General features: G+C 53.7%; 9 protein-coding genes. 2 read left to right on the top strand and 7 right to left on the bottom strand.

Annotated features, from left to right (window positions below; translation table 11 throughout):
• Positions 1 to 253: 253 nt before the first annotated feature.
• On the top strand, positions 254 to 1,570 hold the full coding sequence (locus tag Q9L42_RS04765; RefSeq protein WP_305909568.1) for an HDOD domain-containing protein: 1,317 nt from the start codon (positions 254 to 256) through the stop codon (positions 1,568 to 1,570).
• Positions 1,571 to 1,827: 257 nt separating this feature from the next.
• Complete coding sequence (locus Q9L42_RS04760; protein ID WP_305909569.1) at positions 1,828 to 2,019, top strand: pirin-like C-terminal cupin domain-containing protein; 192 nt, start codon at positions 1,828 to 1,830, stop codon at positions 2,017 to 2,019.
• 426 nt (positions 2,020 to 2,445) lie between these two features.
• Here the strand turns inward: Q9L42_RS04760 and Q9L42_RS04755 are convergent, their stop codons facing one another.
• From Q9L42_RS04755 to recC, 7 genes are all read right to left on the bottom strand, one after another.
• Complete coding sequence (locus Q9L42_RS04755) at positions 2,446 to 3,363, bottom strand: prenyltransferase (protein WP_305909570.1); 918 nt, start codon at positions 3,361 to 3,363, stop codon at positions 2,446 to 2,448.
• Positions 3,364 to 3,374: 11 nt separating this feature from the next.
• Positions 3,375 to 5,609: an MtrB/PioB family decaheme-associated outer membrane protein gene (locus Q9L42_RS04750; protein ID WP_349432108.1), complete on the bottom strand. Its 2,235-nt coding sequence runs from the start codon at positions 5,607 to 5,609 to the stop codon at positions 3,375 to 3,377.
• Between the two features lie 26 nt (positions 5,610 to 5,635).
• Positions 5,636 to 6,544, bottom strand: a complete 909-nt coding sequence (locus tag Q9L42_RS04745; protein WP_349432106.1) for a DmsE family decaheme c-type cytochrome — start codon at positions 6,542 to 6,544, stop codon at positions 5,636 to 5,638.
• A 12-nt stretch (positions 6,545 to 6,556) separates the two neighbouring features.
• Positions 6,557 to 7,501, bottom strand: coding sequence for an ethylbenzene dehydrogenase-related protein (locus Q9L42_RS04740; RefSeq protein WP_349432104.1), 945 nt, complete (start codon positions 7,499 to 7,501; stop codon positions 6,557 to 6,559).
• 51 nt (positions 7,502 to 7,552) lie between these two features.
• A complete protein-coding gene (locus Q9L42_RS04735; RefSeq protein WP_305909574.1) occupies positions 7,553 to 8,143 on the bottom strand; it encodes a NapC/NirT family cytochrome c in 591 nt (196 codons plus the stop codon).
• A 1,348-nt stretch (positions 8,144 to 9,491) separates the two neighbouring features.
• Positions 9,492 to 13,007: an exodeoxyribonuclease V subunit beta gene (gene recB, locus Q9L42_RS04730; protein WP_349432102.1), complete on the bottom strand. Its 3,516-nt coding sequence runs from the start codon at positions 13,005 to 13,007 to the stop codon at positions 9,492 to 9,494.
• On the bottom strand, positions 12,997 to 16,128 hold the full coding sequence (gene recC / locus Q9L42_RS04725) for an exodeoxyribonuclease V subunit gamma (RefSeq protein ID WP_349432100.1): 3,132 nt from the start codon (positions 16,126 to 16,128) through the stop codon (positions 12,997 to 12,999). Before recC ends, recB begins: the two co-directional genes overlap by 11 nt.
• Between the last annotated feature and the right edge of the window lie 86 nt (positions 16,129 to 16,214).

Genomic DNA, 16,214 nt, shown 5'->3' with positions numbered 1-16,214 from the left:
CACCTAAATTATCCTGGATGTAAAATATAGTCCAGTAGCCATGGAATTTAGGTGCTGGGTAAACCTATCCCTGGGGGCTTGACGACAGCATCCTTGCTGCCGACATTCTCGCCAAACACACCCCCATGCCCTTTTTGACTGGGAATTGTTGCGGTAGGTACGAACATTTATTCGCATTGCGTAGCAAAATCTGTACCTACATTCACAATTGCCGACAGAATAATATTGACTATGTACTAGACTGGCCCAGGATATGAAATTTTTTGATTCTATCAAGCAGCGATTCGATAACTTATTGATCGATCAACAGCCTTCCAGGGCCGATTCTAATGCTCAGACCATTAATGAAAGGACGCCTTACCAGGGGCCGATCACCTTCCTTAAACAGCTGGTGCCGATTGGCCAGTTGGACGAACAACAATTGAGCGAGCTGAGAATTTTCAAGATCAGCTATGAGCCGGGGGCGATTATCTTCAATCGCGGGGAAAGCACCGAATCCCTGCTTTATCTGTTGTCCGGCGTCGTGCACCTGGAAACCGCCGGACGACAGGGCCTCGATATCGCCGCCGGCACCTTCGAAGCCCTGCATCCCTTGTCCAGCGGCGAATACCGTAATGTGACGGCGATCTGCAAAAAACAAGCCGAGGTGATTTCGATCCCCAAGCTAGCGATGGACTTATACCGCCAACGCTATAATATCAACCCCAAGCGTTTATTGGATTTGCCGGAATCGTATCAGGATAACGCCCTGTTGAATAAATTTATTGCCGCCGACAACCTGGTCATGCCGGCATTGCCGGACGTGGCGATCAAGCTCAGGGAAGCAATGCGCAAGGATATCGGCATCGCCGACGTAGCAAAGATCGTCATGCTGGACCCGGCCATTTCCGCCAAGCTGATACAAGTCGCCAACAGTCCTTTCTACCGCTCGGTTAGTCCCATCACGACCTGTCATAATGCGATCAACAGAATCGGTCTGCTCAGCACGAAAAATATCGTCACCAGCATCAGTCTGCGCAGCCTCTATAAAAACAAGCGCAACGAACTGAATATTCTGGCGCGGAATTACTGGAAACAGAGCATACGCATTTCCGCACTCAGCTATACCCTAGCTAAGTTGACTGATTGCCGCGATCCGGAAGAAGCGTTGCTGGCCGGCTTGATCACCAACATCGGCATCGTGCCGTTCCTTAAATTCGCCGATAACCAAGCCGATGATGTTTATAGTCTCGAAGAGGTCCACAGCGCGCTGCCGTTTGTCACCGGCGCATTAAGCGCGCTGATTCTGGATAAATGGCATTTTCCCGACGACATGAAAAATATTCCGCTGGAAACGCAAAATTGGTTCCTGCCTGGCGACGACACCCAGACTAGCCTGGCCGATATCGTATTATTGGCCAAATATCATCGTCACATCGGCGCCGAAAGCATGGCCAAGCTGCCGCCGATTACCTCATTGCCCAGTTACGCTCATATCAAACATGCCGAATTGACGCCGGATAAATCGTTGAAAATCCTGCACGACGCCAAACAGCAGATTAACGAAGCGATGCAGTTTTTCAGTGCCTAAGGAAATACATCCGTTTGTTCCGTTTCCAACAAAGCCTGGCCGCACTAACTATTCAGTATAAAAATGCTTTTACTATCAGTTACTTGCTCCAGAAGACGCCGTAAATATGTCCCTATAGGCTTGGATGCGACATCCCTGTCGCATACACTTCTTCCACAAGCAATTGATAGTAAAAGAAATATTTTCTCAGCATCAAGCTGAATAGTTACCAAAGCCTTTACTCATGAAAGATCAAACATGCTTCGATATTGACCGTCATGCTGGGCGGTGCTTACCCTACCTGGCTATTAAGCGGTGAACCGATCGAGGAATCCATCGTCGGACGCGGGTCATTCGTGATGAATACGCAACAGGAAAAGGCGCAGGCGATCGACGATTTCAACAGCGGCCTTTCGGCCGAATGTAAAGGTATTCGTAATTATTCTGCGTATTTTTATCAGAGGGAGTAGGCTATTGATTTATCGGGCTGTCTGCAACAGGCAGATTTTTGCTCCTGCAAAATCTGCATTTCCATCGTCCCTGACGGTCTACCTCACCGGTTCCCGACCGGTGTGGCATTCCCACCCTCCCTGGCAGTCAGACGTTGCAGTCAGAGCTTACGCCGCACAGGGAAGTGCAAGTGCCGCGTGAGATAGGACATCGCTAGCGGCCGCCGCACAGGGAAGTGCAAGTGCCGCGTGAGATAGGATGCCGTTAGCTGCCATGGAAGTATTCACCCAGCACCTAAATACCCTAGGTTATTGGCTATGATTAATAATCTTCGTTAATTTAGGTGCTGGGTGAACGCGTCCCGAGAAATCAATGGTCTACTCCCTAAACCCTGAAAGATACTGAATAGTTACAGGTATTCAAGCTTGGGGTAATCCGTCAGAGCCTCAGTTAGTCCATGGTGGGAGGCTTTCCCATACCAGTCCTAATGCAAGCATTACCGGCAGACTCAAGGTCAACACGACATTCAAGCCCAGGACGGGCGTGAGCCGTTCCATATCGTCATGATATTTAAGAGCCAACATCGCGGCCGGAATCGCCGCCGGCAGCGTTATAAGACTCAGCAGGCCGGTAGTCGGCAGCAGTCCTGTGAATACGCTCAGCAACACCAACGCATAAGCCAACAGTAACAAGGCGACATAGACCCAGGCCGAGTTTTGTCGGCCAATGAGAATAAGCAGATGTCGGCGTCCGGCCTCCCGGTCGGCTTCCAGGTCGGGAAACTGGTTCAACAGCAGTAGATTGCTGACGATCAGCATGATGACCAAAGAGACGACGAACACCGCAGCCGGTTGTTGGCCGTTAAGCAGGGTATAGGCGCCTAATATCATCACGGGCCCAAAACCTATACCGGGAGCTAGCAGGCATAACCAAGGACGCTCAGTGATATAAGGACTGTAGCCGTAAACCAATAATACGCCCACAAGACCAAGCGGCAATAAACCCCAAGCGCCGCGCCAGACAAAATACAGTCCGATCATAATCGTCACAAGCAAACACAATAAACCGCTTTGTTTGACCCGTTCGGCGCAATCCGGTGCGGCGGGCAAGGCGCCGCTGCCGCCGCTGAAAGGCGTGCGTCGGGTGTGCAAGTCCAGTCCGGAACGAAAATCGTAATATTCGTTGAGCTGATTGACGCTGATATGGGCCGACAAGGCGCCGGCAAACATTAAGCTCAACGTCAGGCCATCGAAACTAATGCCTTCCGCGATGATAAAAGCGACGGCGACGGATAGGCAGCAGGGCGTCAATAATAGGAAAGAAGGCCGGCTACATCGGAACAGGGCCGACAGTGTCTGGCGCATGATTTTTAACCTTAGAAGTTATAGAGCATGGTGAGTCCGAAGACATGGGCGTTGTAATCGGGTGAACTGCTGCCCAGGCTGATGACCCGGTCCATCGTGTCGACTTGCACGCCGTCGCGGGCAAAATCTTCGGTTAACAAGGATTCATAGCGATAGCTCAAGCGCAGACTCAGGTTTTTTTGCAGGCGGTAATCGCCATGAAAGTTCAAGCTGTGCAGTTCGGTGTTGATATTAGGCAAGTCGGTCACCGGGTCATTACGACTCGGGTCGATTTCGGTGACGGCGCGCGAATACAAATAATCGAGGCCGATATCCAGCGTATCTTCGATCAGCGTCCAGCTCAATCCGGCGCCGACGGTATGGACGGTATCTTCATTATCCAGCCACCAAAAACTATCGGGGTCCAAAGGAGGTAAGGCCGCTTCGACGCTACGGCGGGCGAAGCCGGTTTGCCGCGACAGAAAATATTCTTGGGTGTAAAAGCTATGCAACTCCAGGTGCTTGCTGAAGGCATAACTAACATCGAATGTCCCACTCAGTCGGGTCTGACTGCTGAGGCCGATCAGCGCATCATAATTGTCGTGTAGAAAGAAACCGGACAACCCCAGCGTTAACCGGTCGGTCGGAATCAAGGTGACGTTGCCGTCGACCCGGTCGCGCACCCGGTCGGAATACTGAAATTTACGCAACAACGGATTGTTGCTGAAACGCCGGTCGGCCGGCAAGGTATCCAGAAATTGTTGAGTATGGCTGTCCGTGTACAGTTTGTTATGTCTATAATCTGATCCGTTGCGCATCGAATGGGCGTATTGCAGTCGCGTCGTCATGAAATTGAACGGGCTGGCGGTCAATTTGAGACGTCCGGTGTGTTCATTGGTGGCGTAAACTTCCGCATAATCTCGTTCGATGCGTTCGAAATCGTAACCGGCCGTCAGCTTGACGGTATTGAACAAACGATAACCGAGATCGAGTTGGGTTTTGTGTTTGCGGTAGTTATAGGGCAGATTGGTTCTAATGACATCGCTGTCGGCGGCGGTTTCCTGATCTTCGGAATCGTTGCGCAGGATCGCATAAGCATCGGTCGGCGTCTGGTTGTCCCGTTCGGTGTAGGTATAGCGCGCCTTGAAATTCATTTTTTTGAAGGGACGGGCGCTAAAGGTCAGGTTGCCGTGCAGATTGTTGACGCGCGCATCCAGGCTGTTTCGGGGCAGGGGCGTCGTGACATTCAGAGCGGGATTGACGGTATAAGGCAGGAAATCTTGGTCCTGCAGCATCCACCCATAGGAAAATTTGCCCGATAGGCGAGTCGTCCGATTAAAACGGTGGGCAAAATTCAGGCTAAGTTGATGAGCCTGGTTATCCGGCTCATAAGCGAGTCGTCCTTGATCGGGATAAGCGGTTTGCAATGGCGACATCAGACTATACGGATTCTGCCAGGTCAACGAGTCGCTGTTTTCAAATAGCGACAGATGATAACGGAAGGAAAGCTGGGAGCTGTTGTCGTTGTAACTCAATTCGAAGTTGACGTCGTTGGTATTGAAATTGATCGGGCGGGGCAGAACGGCTGCTAACGGGTTGCCGCCACTGGTGCCGAAGATGCCCGACGTGATGTCGAAGCCGTCTTTTTTCTCATTGAAATACTGAAGATTCGCGCTCCATTGTCGATTGAAATGCCACATCAGGCCGGCTTTGTATTTTTTCCGTTCCGTCGCGATGGATACCGGCTTCAGACTGCTATTCAATTGCGTCATTCCGGTCGTATCTTGACCTGCTACCCAGCCGGTAGGCAGGTTAAGCGTATTGCCGCCGGTGATAAACGGTGTTTTCGCATCGTCCCAGCGGTAATGCGGCGTTTGATCGTATTCAAAAAAAACCTTACCGCTTCCCTGTCGACCGTATTCGCCCCGTATATAACGCGATGTCAGCCCCAGATTGCGGGCATCCAGTTTCCAATAATCGGTCGATTCGCCGTTAGGGTCTGCGCGCCGTTGCAGTTTCAGGTTGCCGGTCACATAGCCGCCACGGTTTTGCAATCCCGAATATTCGCCGAATTTGAACGAATCTTCGCTGCCGTAAAGCCCTCCTAATTCCACTTCATTGACATAGACCGATTCGATAGGCTTAGGCGCTTGTTCGACCGGAAGGGCACCGAGGCTGAAGTCCATGCTGTCTTCATCGTCGGCGATAGCCTCCGTCGATAGACACAGGCCGGTCAAAAAAAATGGGGTCAGGAATAACATCTTCATAATACAACCCTCTTAATGCATTTTTGCTAACGCGTAAAAGCGGCGCCGGCCGGGTGATTGGAGCCATGCACGAAATAATGGCAATTCAAACAACCTTCGGCGAGTAACCGGCTTTGCGCGCCGACCGGCGGTAGGCCGCTGCCATCGTATAGGGTGCTGGGATGAAAACGGTCGGAATGGCATTGTTGACATAAAAACGGCGTTCTGACTTTCAATAGCCTGTCCTGAGTCGATCCGTGCGGGTTATGACACAGTGCGCAGTTTTCCTGAACCGGCGGATGCTCCCACAGGAAGGGGCCGCGTTTTTCGGTATGGCAGGCGTAACAGGTTTCTGTGACGGTGTTTTCTTTCAATTGAAAGTCGCTAGTCGACCCATGTGGATTATGGCAGTCGCTGCAAACCATTTTGCCTTCCCGGAAAGGGTGCCGCGAACGTAAAAAGCTTTGCGCTTTTTGTTCGGTATGGCAGGTGAAGCAGACCTGGATTTGCGTGCTCTTCTCGACGACCGGGTCGCGTACCGCGTGGATGCGGTGACACGCGGCGCAGGCGATGTCCGAGGCTTGATGACTGCTGTTTTGCCAATGGACCTTATCGCCGCGATCGTGACAGTCCAGGCAGACTCGGTTTTGTTCTTCGACCGGCGTTTTCGATAACGCACCGAAGGCGATCTCAGGATGATCTTCGCCGCCGGGGCCATGACAGGTTTCACATTCTTTGGTCGCAAAATTTGTGCGAGGATCGCCTTTTTGCGCATGGGGGGTGCTGAAGATCGGTTGGATATTATTATCGTTGTGACAACCGAGGCAGTTCGAAGGATCGATTAGATCTCGATCCGCCCGTGACGGCAAGGTCGTTTCCGCCGACACATCGAGTACCATCAGCCCTAAAAGCAGCGTCGGGAAAAAAATTAGCGTCGAGATGAGGCGTTGCATCATGATGAAACCTTTTTATTGTTTACGGGCGATGAAGTCGGCGGGGCCTTCATCCAGACGCAAGGTATAGGCCAGCGAGACATAATGACGTCGACCTTTAACATGGCCGTCATGAACGGCGAAACCCACCGTATAGGTTTTGCCCGGCATGATATCTTTGTAACCCGGCTCGTTAATAATCAGTGGCCGGCTCAATTCCACGAACCACCGTCCACTGTCGTAGCGGGCTGAAGCACGTACCTGACTCTTGGTATGATCATGGCGCCTGGCCAATATATAACCTTGCGACACGTTAGCGTCTTGCCCCCGGTTTAGACGGGCTTGCCAGATTTCGGCGAAGAAGCCTGAATCCAGCAGGTTTTGCAGGTCGGCCGACGACTTGATATGATTGCCGCCACCGTAACGAGTCATCTTGCTGCGCGACTTGACCAGATATTTGGAGATATTCGAGGCTCTATCGGCATTGGGCATGCCGTTGACGTCGGCATGACAGGCCCCCCAGCAGCCTCCCCGAGCAATTTCAGGCACTCGGCCGTCGTCCAGCATCAGCGAGGCCATCGCTTCGTAATCCGGATATTCGTTAGCGCCGGCTTGAGGGGTAGCCGTCCACGCCAGATGCAGATAAAGGTTTTCGGCATCATAGGTCGATTTGATTTCGATTTCGACCGAACTGGCTTTGCCGGCGATCGGTTTTGGTTCGAGGAATGCCCCGGAAATCAGTTTTTGTCCCATTTCCTGTTGTATATCGGCATGGCATTCCCGGCAAAATTTTCCGGATTTGATTTCCGATGCGCCTTCGTGTTCGGTCAGCAGCCATTCCCAGGAGGATTGCCCCGGATAAAACAACGTGATCTTCTGTCCCGGCAGACGTTGCCAATCGATTGCATAAGCGCAACTGTTCGCTAACCAGAACAGACTCACTAATAAAAATAACGAATGCGTGATGGAGTATTTATTCATGACACTGCTCGCTGGATGATTTTGTTTAACAGAACGGAGAGGCGACTCACGTCACTCTAAAGAAAAACTCTCTTCGCCATCCGTTGTCGTGCTTTCGGAAGGATGACCGACGCCCTCGTGACAATCGACACAGGTTTTATGTTGCTGTTGGCCTTCCTGATGTTTCACGCGCGCGACCGACGATTGCTGAGCCAGGTCCATGTAGGCCTCTTGATGACAATTTCGGCACTCGCGCGAATCGCTGGCCCGCATTCTTTCTCGAACGCGTTCGGCATACAAGGGTTGATGAGCGGCGTATTTTTCCGGCGTATCGATCGTTCCGATTAGCGTATGATAGATATCTTTAAGGGCTATGGTTTTACGTATCAGTTTCGCCATCAACGGCTTAGGGATATGACAATCGGCGCAACCGGCCTGTATGCCCTTACTGTTACGAAAATGAACGCTTTGTTGGTATTTCGGATAGATATAGTTCTGCATCGAATGGCAGGACGTGCAGAACTCGTTCGTGTTGGTGGCATCGAGCGTCAACAGGAAACCGTTCCATAACAGGATGCCGACGATGACGCCAGCAACACCGCAAATCAGTTTGCTGCGTACTGACGGGTGTTGGGTCCATGCATAAAGATTGTGCAAATGCATAAGGCGCTCCTTTATCGTTATAGTTTTCGAAGCGTAAGAGAAATGTCCTTATGGATTCTCTTGGTAATTATAATGGAGGCTAGATTCTTTTTTAATCCTAATAAACTTAAAATGCAAGTGGAATATCGAGAAGTATCGAGCGAACGGTAAACACCCCGAGTCCCTTGGGGGGTTTTGTGGCAGATTTTAGGTCTTGGTCGACAGCGCCATCGTTACAAACCTAGTACTCAGTCATTTTATATATGACGGGTACTCGGCAGGTGCCAGCTATTCCCGGCTTGAGCATTTTTGCTGTGTTTAGGGTTCGCTGGTCGAATTACACCCATTTGGCTTACGAAATTACTATTACTGGAACGAAACCCAGGGCTACCTCATTAAATGAATGAGTGGCAAAACAGAAAATTAACAACAAATACGCCAGGCAGGATGATGATATGGACTCCTCTCTTTTCCCAGGAGTCCGACATGAATTAAATAACCCGCCCCGCGTACACGGCCAATTTTGCCCCGGAGGCGGTTTTTGGCGGCTTGCTTCGCGAAGCCGCCCTACGGTGCGGGTAGGGTGTGCTGACGATAGGAAGCGCACCGGTTTTTGATGCGCTTCACGCTGTTCAGCACACTCGAAGGCAAGACGGTGCTTTGCGTAGGAGCGCCGCCCTCGGCGCGAAAAGAGCCATTCGGCCCGAGGGCGGGCCTCCTACGGGCAGCCGCCCTTGGCGCGAAAAGCAAGTAGCCCACATGTCGCTATGCGAAATGCAGGTCAACGAGGTCCTGAACGATTCAACCGTCACTAGAGTAAGTTAAACGTTTGGGGCGGGTTAAATAATCCGCCCCGCCCAAAGGGATGACGCGATATTGACCAATGTGTTGGTTCAGGTATTTTTTCTAGCGCGCCACTATTTCTGCGAAAGCTTGTTTTGGGCATCCCAGCCCAAGCAAGCGGCAGAAATTACGTGGCGATTATTGCCTCCGGCGGCCCCGATTCGTCCTGCGTCCGTGCCACTCCGCCATATCATCGTAAACTCGATACTGGCTCCGTCGCACTCCCACAAATGACTTGACGGCGTTTCGGGAGACCTTTTATTTTGTCTCCACCTTCGCTCTCGCTTCGATTCCGACAAAACAATCGGCCCTACGCCTATCGGGGACTAAAAATCTTCACTTCGCTGGCGCTCCGTTTCCAAGATTTTCAGCGAATGAGGGAGCCCTGGGAACGAAACGGCTTCGAGGTTGAACAGCCCACCCTACCCGGCTATGCCACGTGCGATCGCGTCAGGTCATGATCTTACAACAGCTAATTGTTACTCAGGTTGCTTCAGCATGAACTAACTGACTTTACCCCCCCAGTTTAAGGGCTTTCAAAGAACAACGCGGCCAGTTTCTCCACACCGTCCAGGTCCGGCCGGTCGCTGAATACGCCGCTTTCCGGCTGTTCCGCCGACATCCCGCGCATAAACAAATATTTCACCCCGCCGAAGTGATGCCGATAATCATAATCCGGCAATCGCTGCTGCAGATAGCGATGCAACACCAGCGTGTATAACCAGTATTGCAGGCCGTAATTGTGATCGCGCATGGCCCGCGTCAGACTGTCGGCCTGATAGTCTTCCAGGCTGTTGGACTTGTAGTCGATGACATAATAGCGGCCGTCATATTGGCAAACAAGGTCGATGAAGCCGGTCAAATAGCCGCACATTTGCCGACTGCTTAACGGCTGATAGGCCGGACAGTGCCTCAGCAGATCATTGATGGCCGCCGCGTCGATGCTCCGCAACGCCAAATAAAAAGGCATTTCCTTCAGGCAATGACGATCCGGAATCCGTCGCAGGCGGAATTCGTGGTCGGCTGACAACGGCGTGTCGACGACGACTCGCAATAACTGGTCGATCAATTCAGGCTGGTCAACAGCCAGCCCATACTGCAAACAGGCTCTATCGCGCCGGGGCACGATATCCTCGCCGGCGGCGATAGCGTCGAAACTCAAGTTTTCCAGCAAATCGTGCAGCACATTGCCGGCATGAGCGCCCTTAGGCAACTGCTCCGCATCGCTTGCCGGCGCAAGCGCCAAGACCTGCTCATCGGCCTTATCCGCCGGCAATTCCGGCGCATCCTGCAAGCTCAGCGCCGACAACGCGGTATAACTGCTCATCTGCCAGTGGGTATACAGGCTGCGAGAACGTTGCCGGTGCCGCAGTTCGCTCGCCGATGGGCTTGCCCGATAAGGACTGGAAATGGCGTTTTCCACAGTTAACAGCCGATAGGCAAAACTCCGGCTGTCGTCGCGATTGAAACTGCGCAGTTTTTCCTGCTGAGCGGCGAAATCGGACTCACCGAAATCCATCAGCCACGCCATCGCCGAATCGTTAGCCGCCTTTTGAGTGCGCACATCGGCCCAGTTGATATAGCAGCGGTATTTCGCCCGCGTGACCGCCACATAAAACAAGCGCAAATCTTCCGCCAATTCTTCGTCCAGCGCCTGTTGCCGGCGCAGCTCGAACTGCTCCGAGCCGAAATCGATGATCATTCGGCCGTCCTGATGACATTTGACGATGTTTTTTTCCTTTTTCAGACGATCGCTGCGTTGCCACAGGCTCGGACAGAAAACGACCGGGTACTCCAAGCCCTTGGCGCTGTGCATCGTGATGATATTAACCGCATCCTCGTCGCTTTCCAGACGCAATTGCTGTTCATCGCCGCCGTTACCCTGGGCGGCCTGATCGATGGCGTGATGCAACCAATCCAGCGTCTTATTAATGCCTAGATGCTCATCGATCGCCGCCTGTTGCAGCAGCTCAATCACATGATGCAGATTGGTCAATGTACGTTCCGCCTGCGTCTGCCGGGAAATATGCGCCTCGACCCGCTCATTACCGAACAGCTTGCCCAGCATGCTCATCAGCCCCAGTTGCTGCCAGGTTTGCAGATAATCCTGAAAGCGGGCAACCCACGCATCCAGACTCGTTTCATCGTTGCCGAGGCGGTACAGTTCCAAGCCATTCAGGTTAAACCAGTTCACCGTCAGCGCCTGCTTCAACAGCGGCAAATGGCCGGGCTGGCTGATGGCTTGCAGCACCGTATGCAGGTCGCCGGCCTCTCGGCTGGCAAAAACCGACTCCTTGCTGTTCAGCACCGAGGGTACGCCGACTGAGGCGAGCGCCTGCTGATAGTCCCGCGCCTGGCTATGACTGCGAACCAGAATGGCGATGTCTCTGGGTTGCAGCGATTGTTCGGATTGCTTTTTCTTGATCATGACGGGATGATTCAACAGCTCGACAATTTCGGCGGCGACCCCGTCCCGTATGATCCCGGCCGCCTTGCCGGCGCTCCAATATTCCTGCTTGCCGGGGTATTGTTGCAGTTGCCAAAGCAGCAACGGCGCCAGCGCTTCCTCGTCCCGGTAAAGCGCGCCATCCTCGGTCGATAGAGCCGCCTGCACCGGTTTAAAATCCAATTGCTCAAACAGAAAAGGCCTTTGTTTTTGAAACAGGCGATTGATGCCGGCAACCAGTTGTGGGTGGGAGCGCCAGTTTTGACCAAGGGTGTAATGGCGCTGGGCCTGGCTCTGGGCCGCGAAATAAGAATAAATATCGGCGCCGCGAAACTTGTAAATCGCTTGTTTGGGATCGCCGATCAGATAAAGATATTGAGTCGGCGCGGCGAACAGCGTAGAGAAAATATGCCATTGATTCTGATCGGTGTCCTGAAATTCATCGATCAGGGCCGCCTGAAAACGCCGTTGCAGTTCATCGGCCAACAGCCTGCCTTTATCGCCCTGAAGCGCGGCGGCCAGCCGGGTGATCAGGTCGTCAAAGGACAATAAGTTGCGCTGTTGCAGGGTTTGTTCGAGTCGTTCGCGCAGATCGTGCAACAGGGCCAGACGGAAATGCAGGCGAATTTGCGCCAGCGTTTCGCCGAGGCAATCGAAGGCCCGCGTATCGATCCCGCAACGCTGTAGATAAGCGGCTTTTTGTTCATCCGGCGGCGACGGGTTTTTCTTGCTGCTGCGGAATTTGCTGCCATTGAGCCCGACAAGCAGGCCGGCGCGGGTCAGGGGAGTGAAATCGGGCGCAATCAAGCTTTGGCCGTTCAACCAACTTAACCAGGCGCTGCCGTCTTCGGGCAGCATGCGACGATAGCTGGTCGTGAACTTACCGTCCGCCAGCGCCGAATTGAGCGCCGTCAAGGTGGAATCCAGCACCTGCGCCGCGCTGTCGGCTTGTTTCCGCAATTCCGCCAGCAACGCGTCGAAATCGGCATAAGGCGGATAGACAGGCTGCCGAGCGGCGGCGACATCGATGCTGTCGAGCAGGCTGTCCGGGCTCTGATAGTCGCCGGTCAATATCGACACGTCCCAGGCGCTGCGCTGATACAGCGTGCGGCGCCAGAAGTCATCGGCGCAGGCCTGTTTGAGCGCGGCGATATCGCCGGTCAATTCACAATCGAACAACTGGCCGCTTTCCAGCGCATGTTCGGCCAGTACGCGCTGGCAAAAGCCGTGTATCGTGAAGATGCCGGCCTGATCGATGTCCAACAAGGCCTGATTCAGCCGTTGCCTGATCAAATCGGCTGGCAACTCCGAGCCTTGCAGCCAATCGACCAGATTGCCGTCCAAGCCGTCCAGGTCGCCATCCAACGCCGTCTTGGCGTCGGTCAGCCGAGCCCTGATCCGGCTTTTCAGTTCCTCGGTGGCCGCCTTGGTGAAGGTCACGACCAACAAGGCTTTGATGTCCAGTTCCCGCTCCACGACAAATCGCAGCACCAGCATCGCAATGGCATAGGTTTTGCCGGTGCCGGCGCTGGCCTCGATCAAATTGACGCCGGGTTGCAGCGGGCTGCTGACCGGATTGAACTGTTCAGCGCTCATAGACGGCCTCCCAGATCGGTTGCAGCAGCGCTTCGCATTGCGCGGCGAAGTCCTCGCCGAATGCCTGAGTCAACGCCCCGTCATGACTGAATAATTGTCTGAGTTCCGGCTCATATGGCCTAGCGATGCGTTCCTGCATCTTGGCGATCGTGTGCGCCAGTGGCTCGGTAATGGGACGAGTGCTGGCTTTGACTTTCTGCCCCTGTTGCAGATAATCGAACACCGCTTCGGTAAAAAAGACGTCGGGGCGCCGTTGCCCCTGCTGAAAAATATCGATCAAGACTTGCAGATCCTCGGAACGAGCAAGAGCCGCCGGAAACAGCAGGTCTTTATCTTTGCTGAGCAAGACAGTGTCTTGGCTTTCAAGCCGGTTGATCAACAGATGATGCAGCCAAGCCTGAATAAAGTCCTTGCCTTTTAAGCTGCTGAAACGATACAACAGGCTGCCTTTTTGATACAGATTGGCAAGTTTTCCGACCAGCCGATAACGCTCGAAGGCGATATCGATCGCCAATTCAGGACGTTCCTCGCCGAGCCCCTTGCTTTTGATCCGTTCGACAAACTGCTCGATGGCAGGTTGCTGTTGGGCGAACGCCAGTTCTCCGGGCGCCCCTAACAGCCAGCGTCCCTCGGCCTGCAACTTGGGCAATGACAGCGTGTCGTCGTGCAGTGCCGCGTGTATCCAATCCTGCTGCACCGCGTAGCTTTCCAGTGCGTCCAGCGCAAAGGCCTCGCGTTCCTCGGCTTCGACGCTGAGGCCATAGTAACGCAGTCCTAATTGACGCTGCATGAAATAACGCTGAGGATGGCGATAAAAGGCGAACAGATCGGCGATCTCGACCATCTCATCGTTTTCGGCTTCGATGCTGTCCTGCCACCAGGGTTGTTCCGGCGCTTTTTCATCATGCAGCCGCCGGGCCGTTTCACAATCGCTGTGCACATAGCTGAATAATTGTTCAGAACGACCGTCAAAATAACCCATGCTGAAGGACTGCAGCGGATGGCGAACGGTCAGGTCGCTCAGCTGGTAATGCTCTGCCAACACATCGAGCAGTTCACTGACAATCACCGACGGCGGGATTTCCTTGTTATGCTGCATCGATTGGCCGATATAGCTGATCATCAGTTGCTGCCTTGCCGACAGCAGGATTTCCAAAAACTGATAACGGTCATCGGCGCGGCGCGAACGGTCGCCGGGACGGAAATTCTGCCCCAGCAGGTCAAAGGTCGGATGACGATCGATTTTGGGAAACTCGCCGTCATTCATGCCCAACAAGACAATCACCTTGAACGGAATCGAACGCATCGGCAGCATCGAACAAAAGGTGAGCTGACCGCGCAGGAAGCCGGTCGATGACTTGCGCTCCGACACCATGCCTTCCAGCCAGCTTATAATGACTTCCAGCGCCAGCGCTTCGTCATGCACGCTGGCGTAATGCTCCGCCAGCTCCAGCAACAATTCATTCAGTTGCTGCCGCTCCACCGGCTCGGCCTCCGCCAGCAATTGATCGGCATAACGATACAACACCTCACCCCATTGCCGCAGGTTTTTGCTGCTTTGCAATTCGGCGGCGGCCTGAAACAAGGTCTGCAAAAAATCATGCAAACCGCCCAGCGCTTGCGCGGCGGAACCTTCGATATGTTTGTACGGCAGCACGCCGTCGACGAAGTCGCCGTCGTCGGCCACCGCATATCCCATCAGCAGGCGTTCCAGCGCCGCCTGCCAGGTGTTTTCAGCCAGCGGCGGCAATCCCAGTTGCTGTTTATGCTCGGCATTTCGGCCCCAGCGCACGCGGGTATCGTCGACCCAATAGCGGATCAGATCGAGGTCCGCTTCCGACAGCCCGAAGCTGAGATAGACGGCCGGCTGTTCCAACAAATCCAGCACCTCCTGCCAGCCGAAGCGGCTGCGGCTCAGATGCAGGAAGCGGAGATAAACATCCAGCGCGGTGTTGCTGAGGCTCAGGCTGCGATCGGCGATGGCGTGCTGAATGTCGTCGAACACCGCGCTGATAAACGGCGCATAAAGCTGTATGTCCGGGGCCATGACGACGATGTCGCGCAGCTCCAGCTCCGGGTCCTGCTCCAGCGCCGCCAGCAATTGGTTTTTCATGACCTGTACCTCGCGCATCCGGGAATGGCAGGCGTGAATGGCGATAGAACCGTCGTTTTCCAGCGCGCAGGCGGGGCGTTCGTTGCCGAGTATGTCGTTTTGTAATTGTTGCAGATTGCTGACCGCCGACGCGGCTTCGAAGCTGTCCAGCTCCAGTTCGAATTGCAGCTGATCCAACAGCATCTGCTGGAATTCGCGTCCCTGTTGCCCCAATGTCGCCAGTAACGGGTGACCGTCGAATTGTTCCAGCTGGGCGCGCAGTTTTTTGCCGGGCGCATCGCCCCAGTAGACCTGAGCCGGATTGAGCAGATAAAAATGTACGTCGCAATGTCTGGACAGGCCTTGCAGGTAGCTTAAAAACAGCGGCGGCAGGCTGTGTACGCCGAAGACCGAAACCCTTTCCGGTAACTGAGTTTGAAACTGCCCCGGTTCGGCGGCATTGAATTTATCGATCAATTGCAGCCACAGCGCCCCCCGATGCTTTGGACCGATGTCGGCGCTCACCTGTCGCCACAAGGCGCATTGCCAAGCTTCGGTTTCGCCGCCATAAAGAAGTTGTTCCTGTTGCCACAGGGCCAACATGTCCGGACGCATCATCTGATACTGATCGAAAATCTGTGACAACTGCTGAGCCAGCTGGAAACGTTTCAGCTCGACGTTTTCGCCGCTTAAATAATGCAGCAAGGGTTTAAAGACATCGCCTTGCAAATGCCGCAGCGCGGCTTCGAAGCGCCATAGCATCAGATGACGGTCGAAGGCCTCGTCGCTGAGGCGACTGTCGAGCTTTTGCGCCAGAGAACTGAAGAATTTGCCCGGAAACAGGAATCGATAATTGCCCCAGACCTTGAATTCCGCCGCCAGTTGCTGGGAAAGCCAGCGCTCCATGCCCTGACTCTGGATTAAAAAGACTTCCTCGCTAAACGGGGAAGCCAAAGGCGCATGCTGCAATATAGCCACCAGGTGGGCCAGCAGGTTTTCGGTCTTGTTGGAGCTATGCAGAATGAACATCAAGTTTTCAAGGTGATAAATCGCGATGATTTCGACTAGGCGCCATTATCCTTTATTTGAAGACGAAAGACGAACCGTGTCGGTGG

Source organism: Methylomarinum sp. Ch1-1 (assembly GCF_030717995.2).
Lineage (GTDB): Bacteria > Pseudomonadota > Gammaproteobacteria > Methylococcales > Methylomonadaceae > Methylomarinum > Methylomarinum roseum.
Note: the sequence above shows the minus strand (reverse complement) of the source record. Positions and strands in the feature narration are given on the sequence as shown.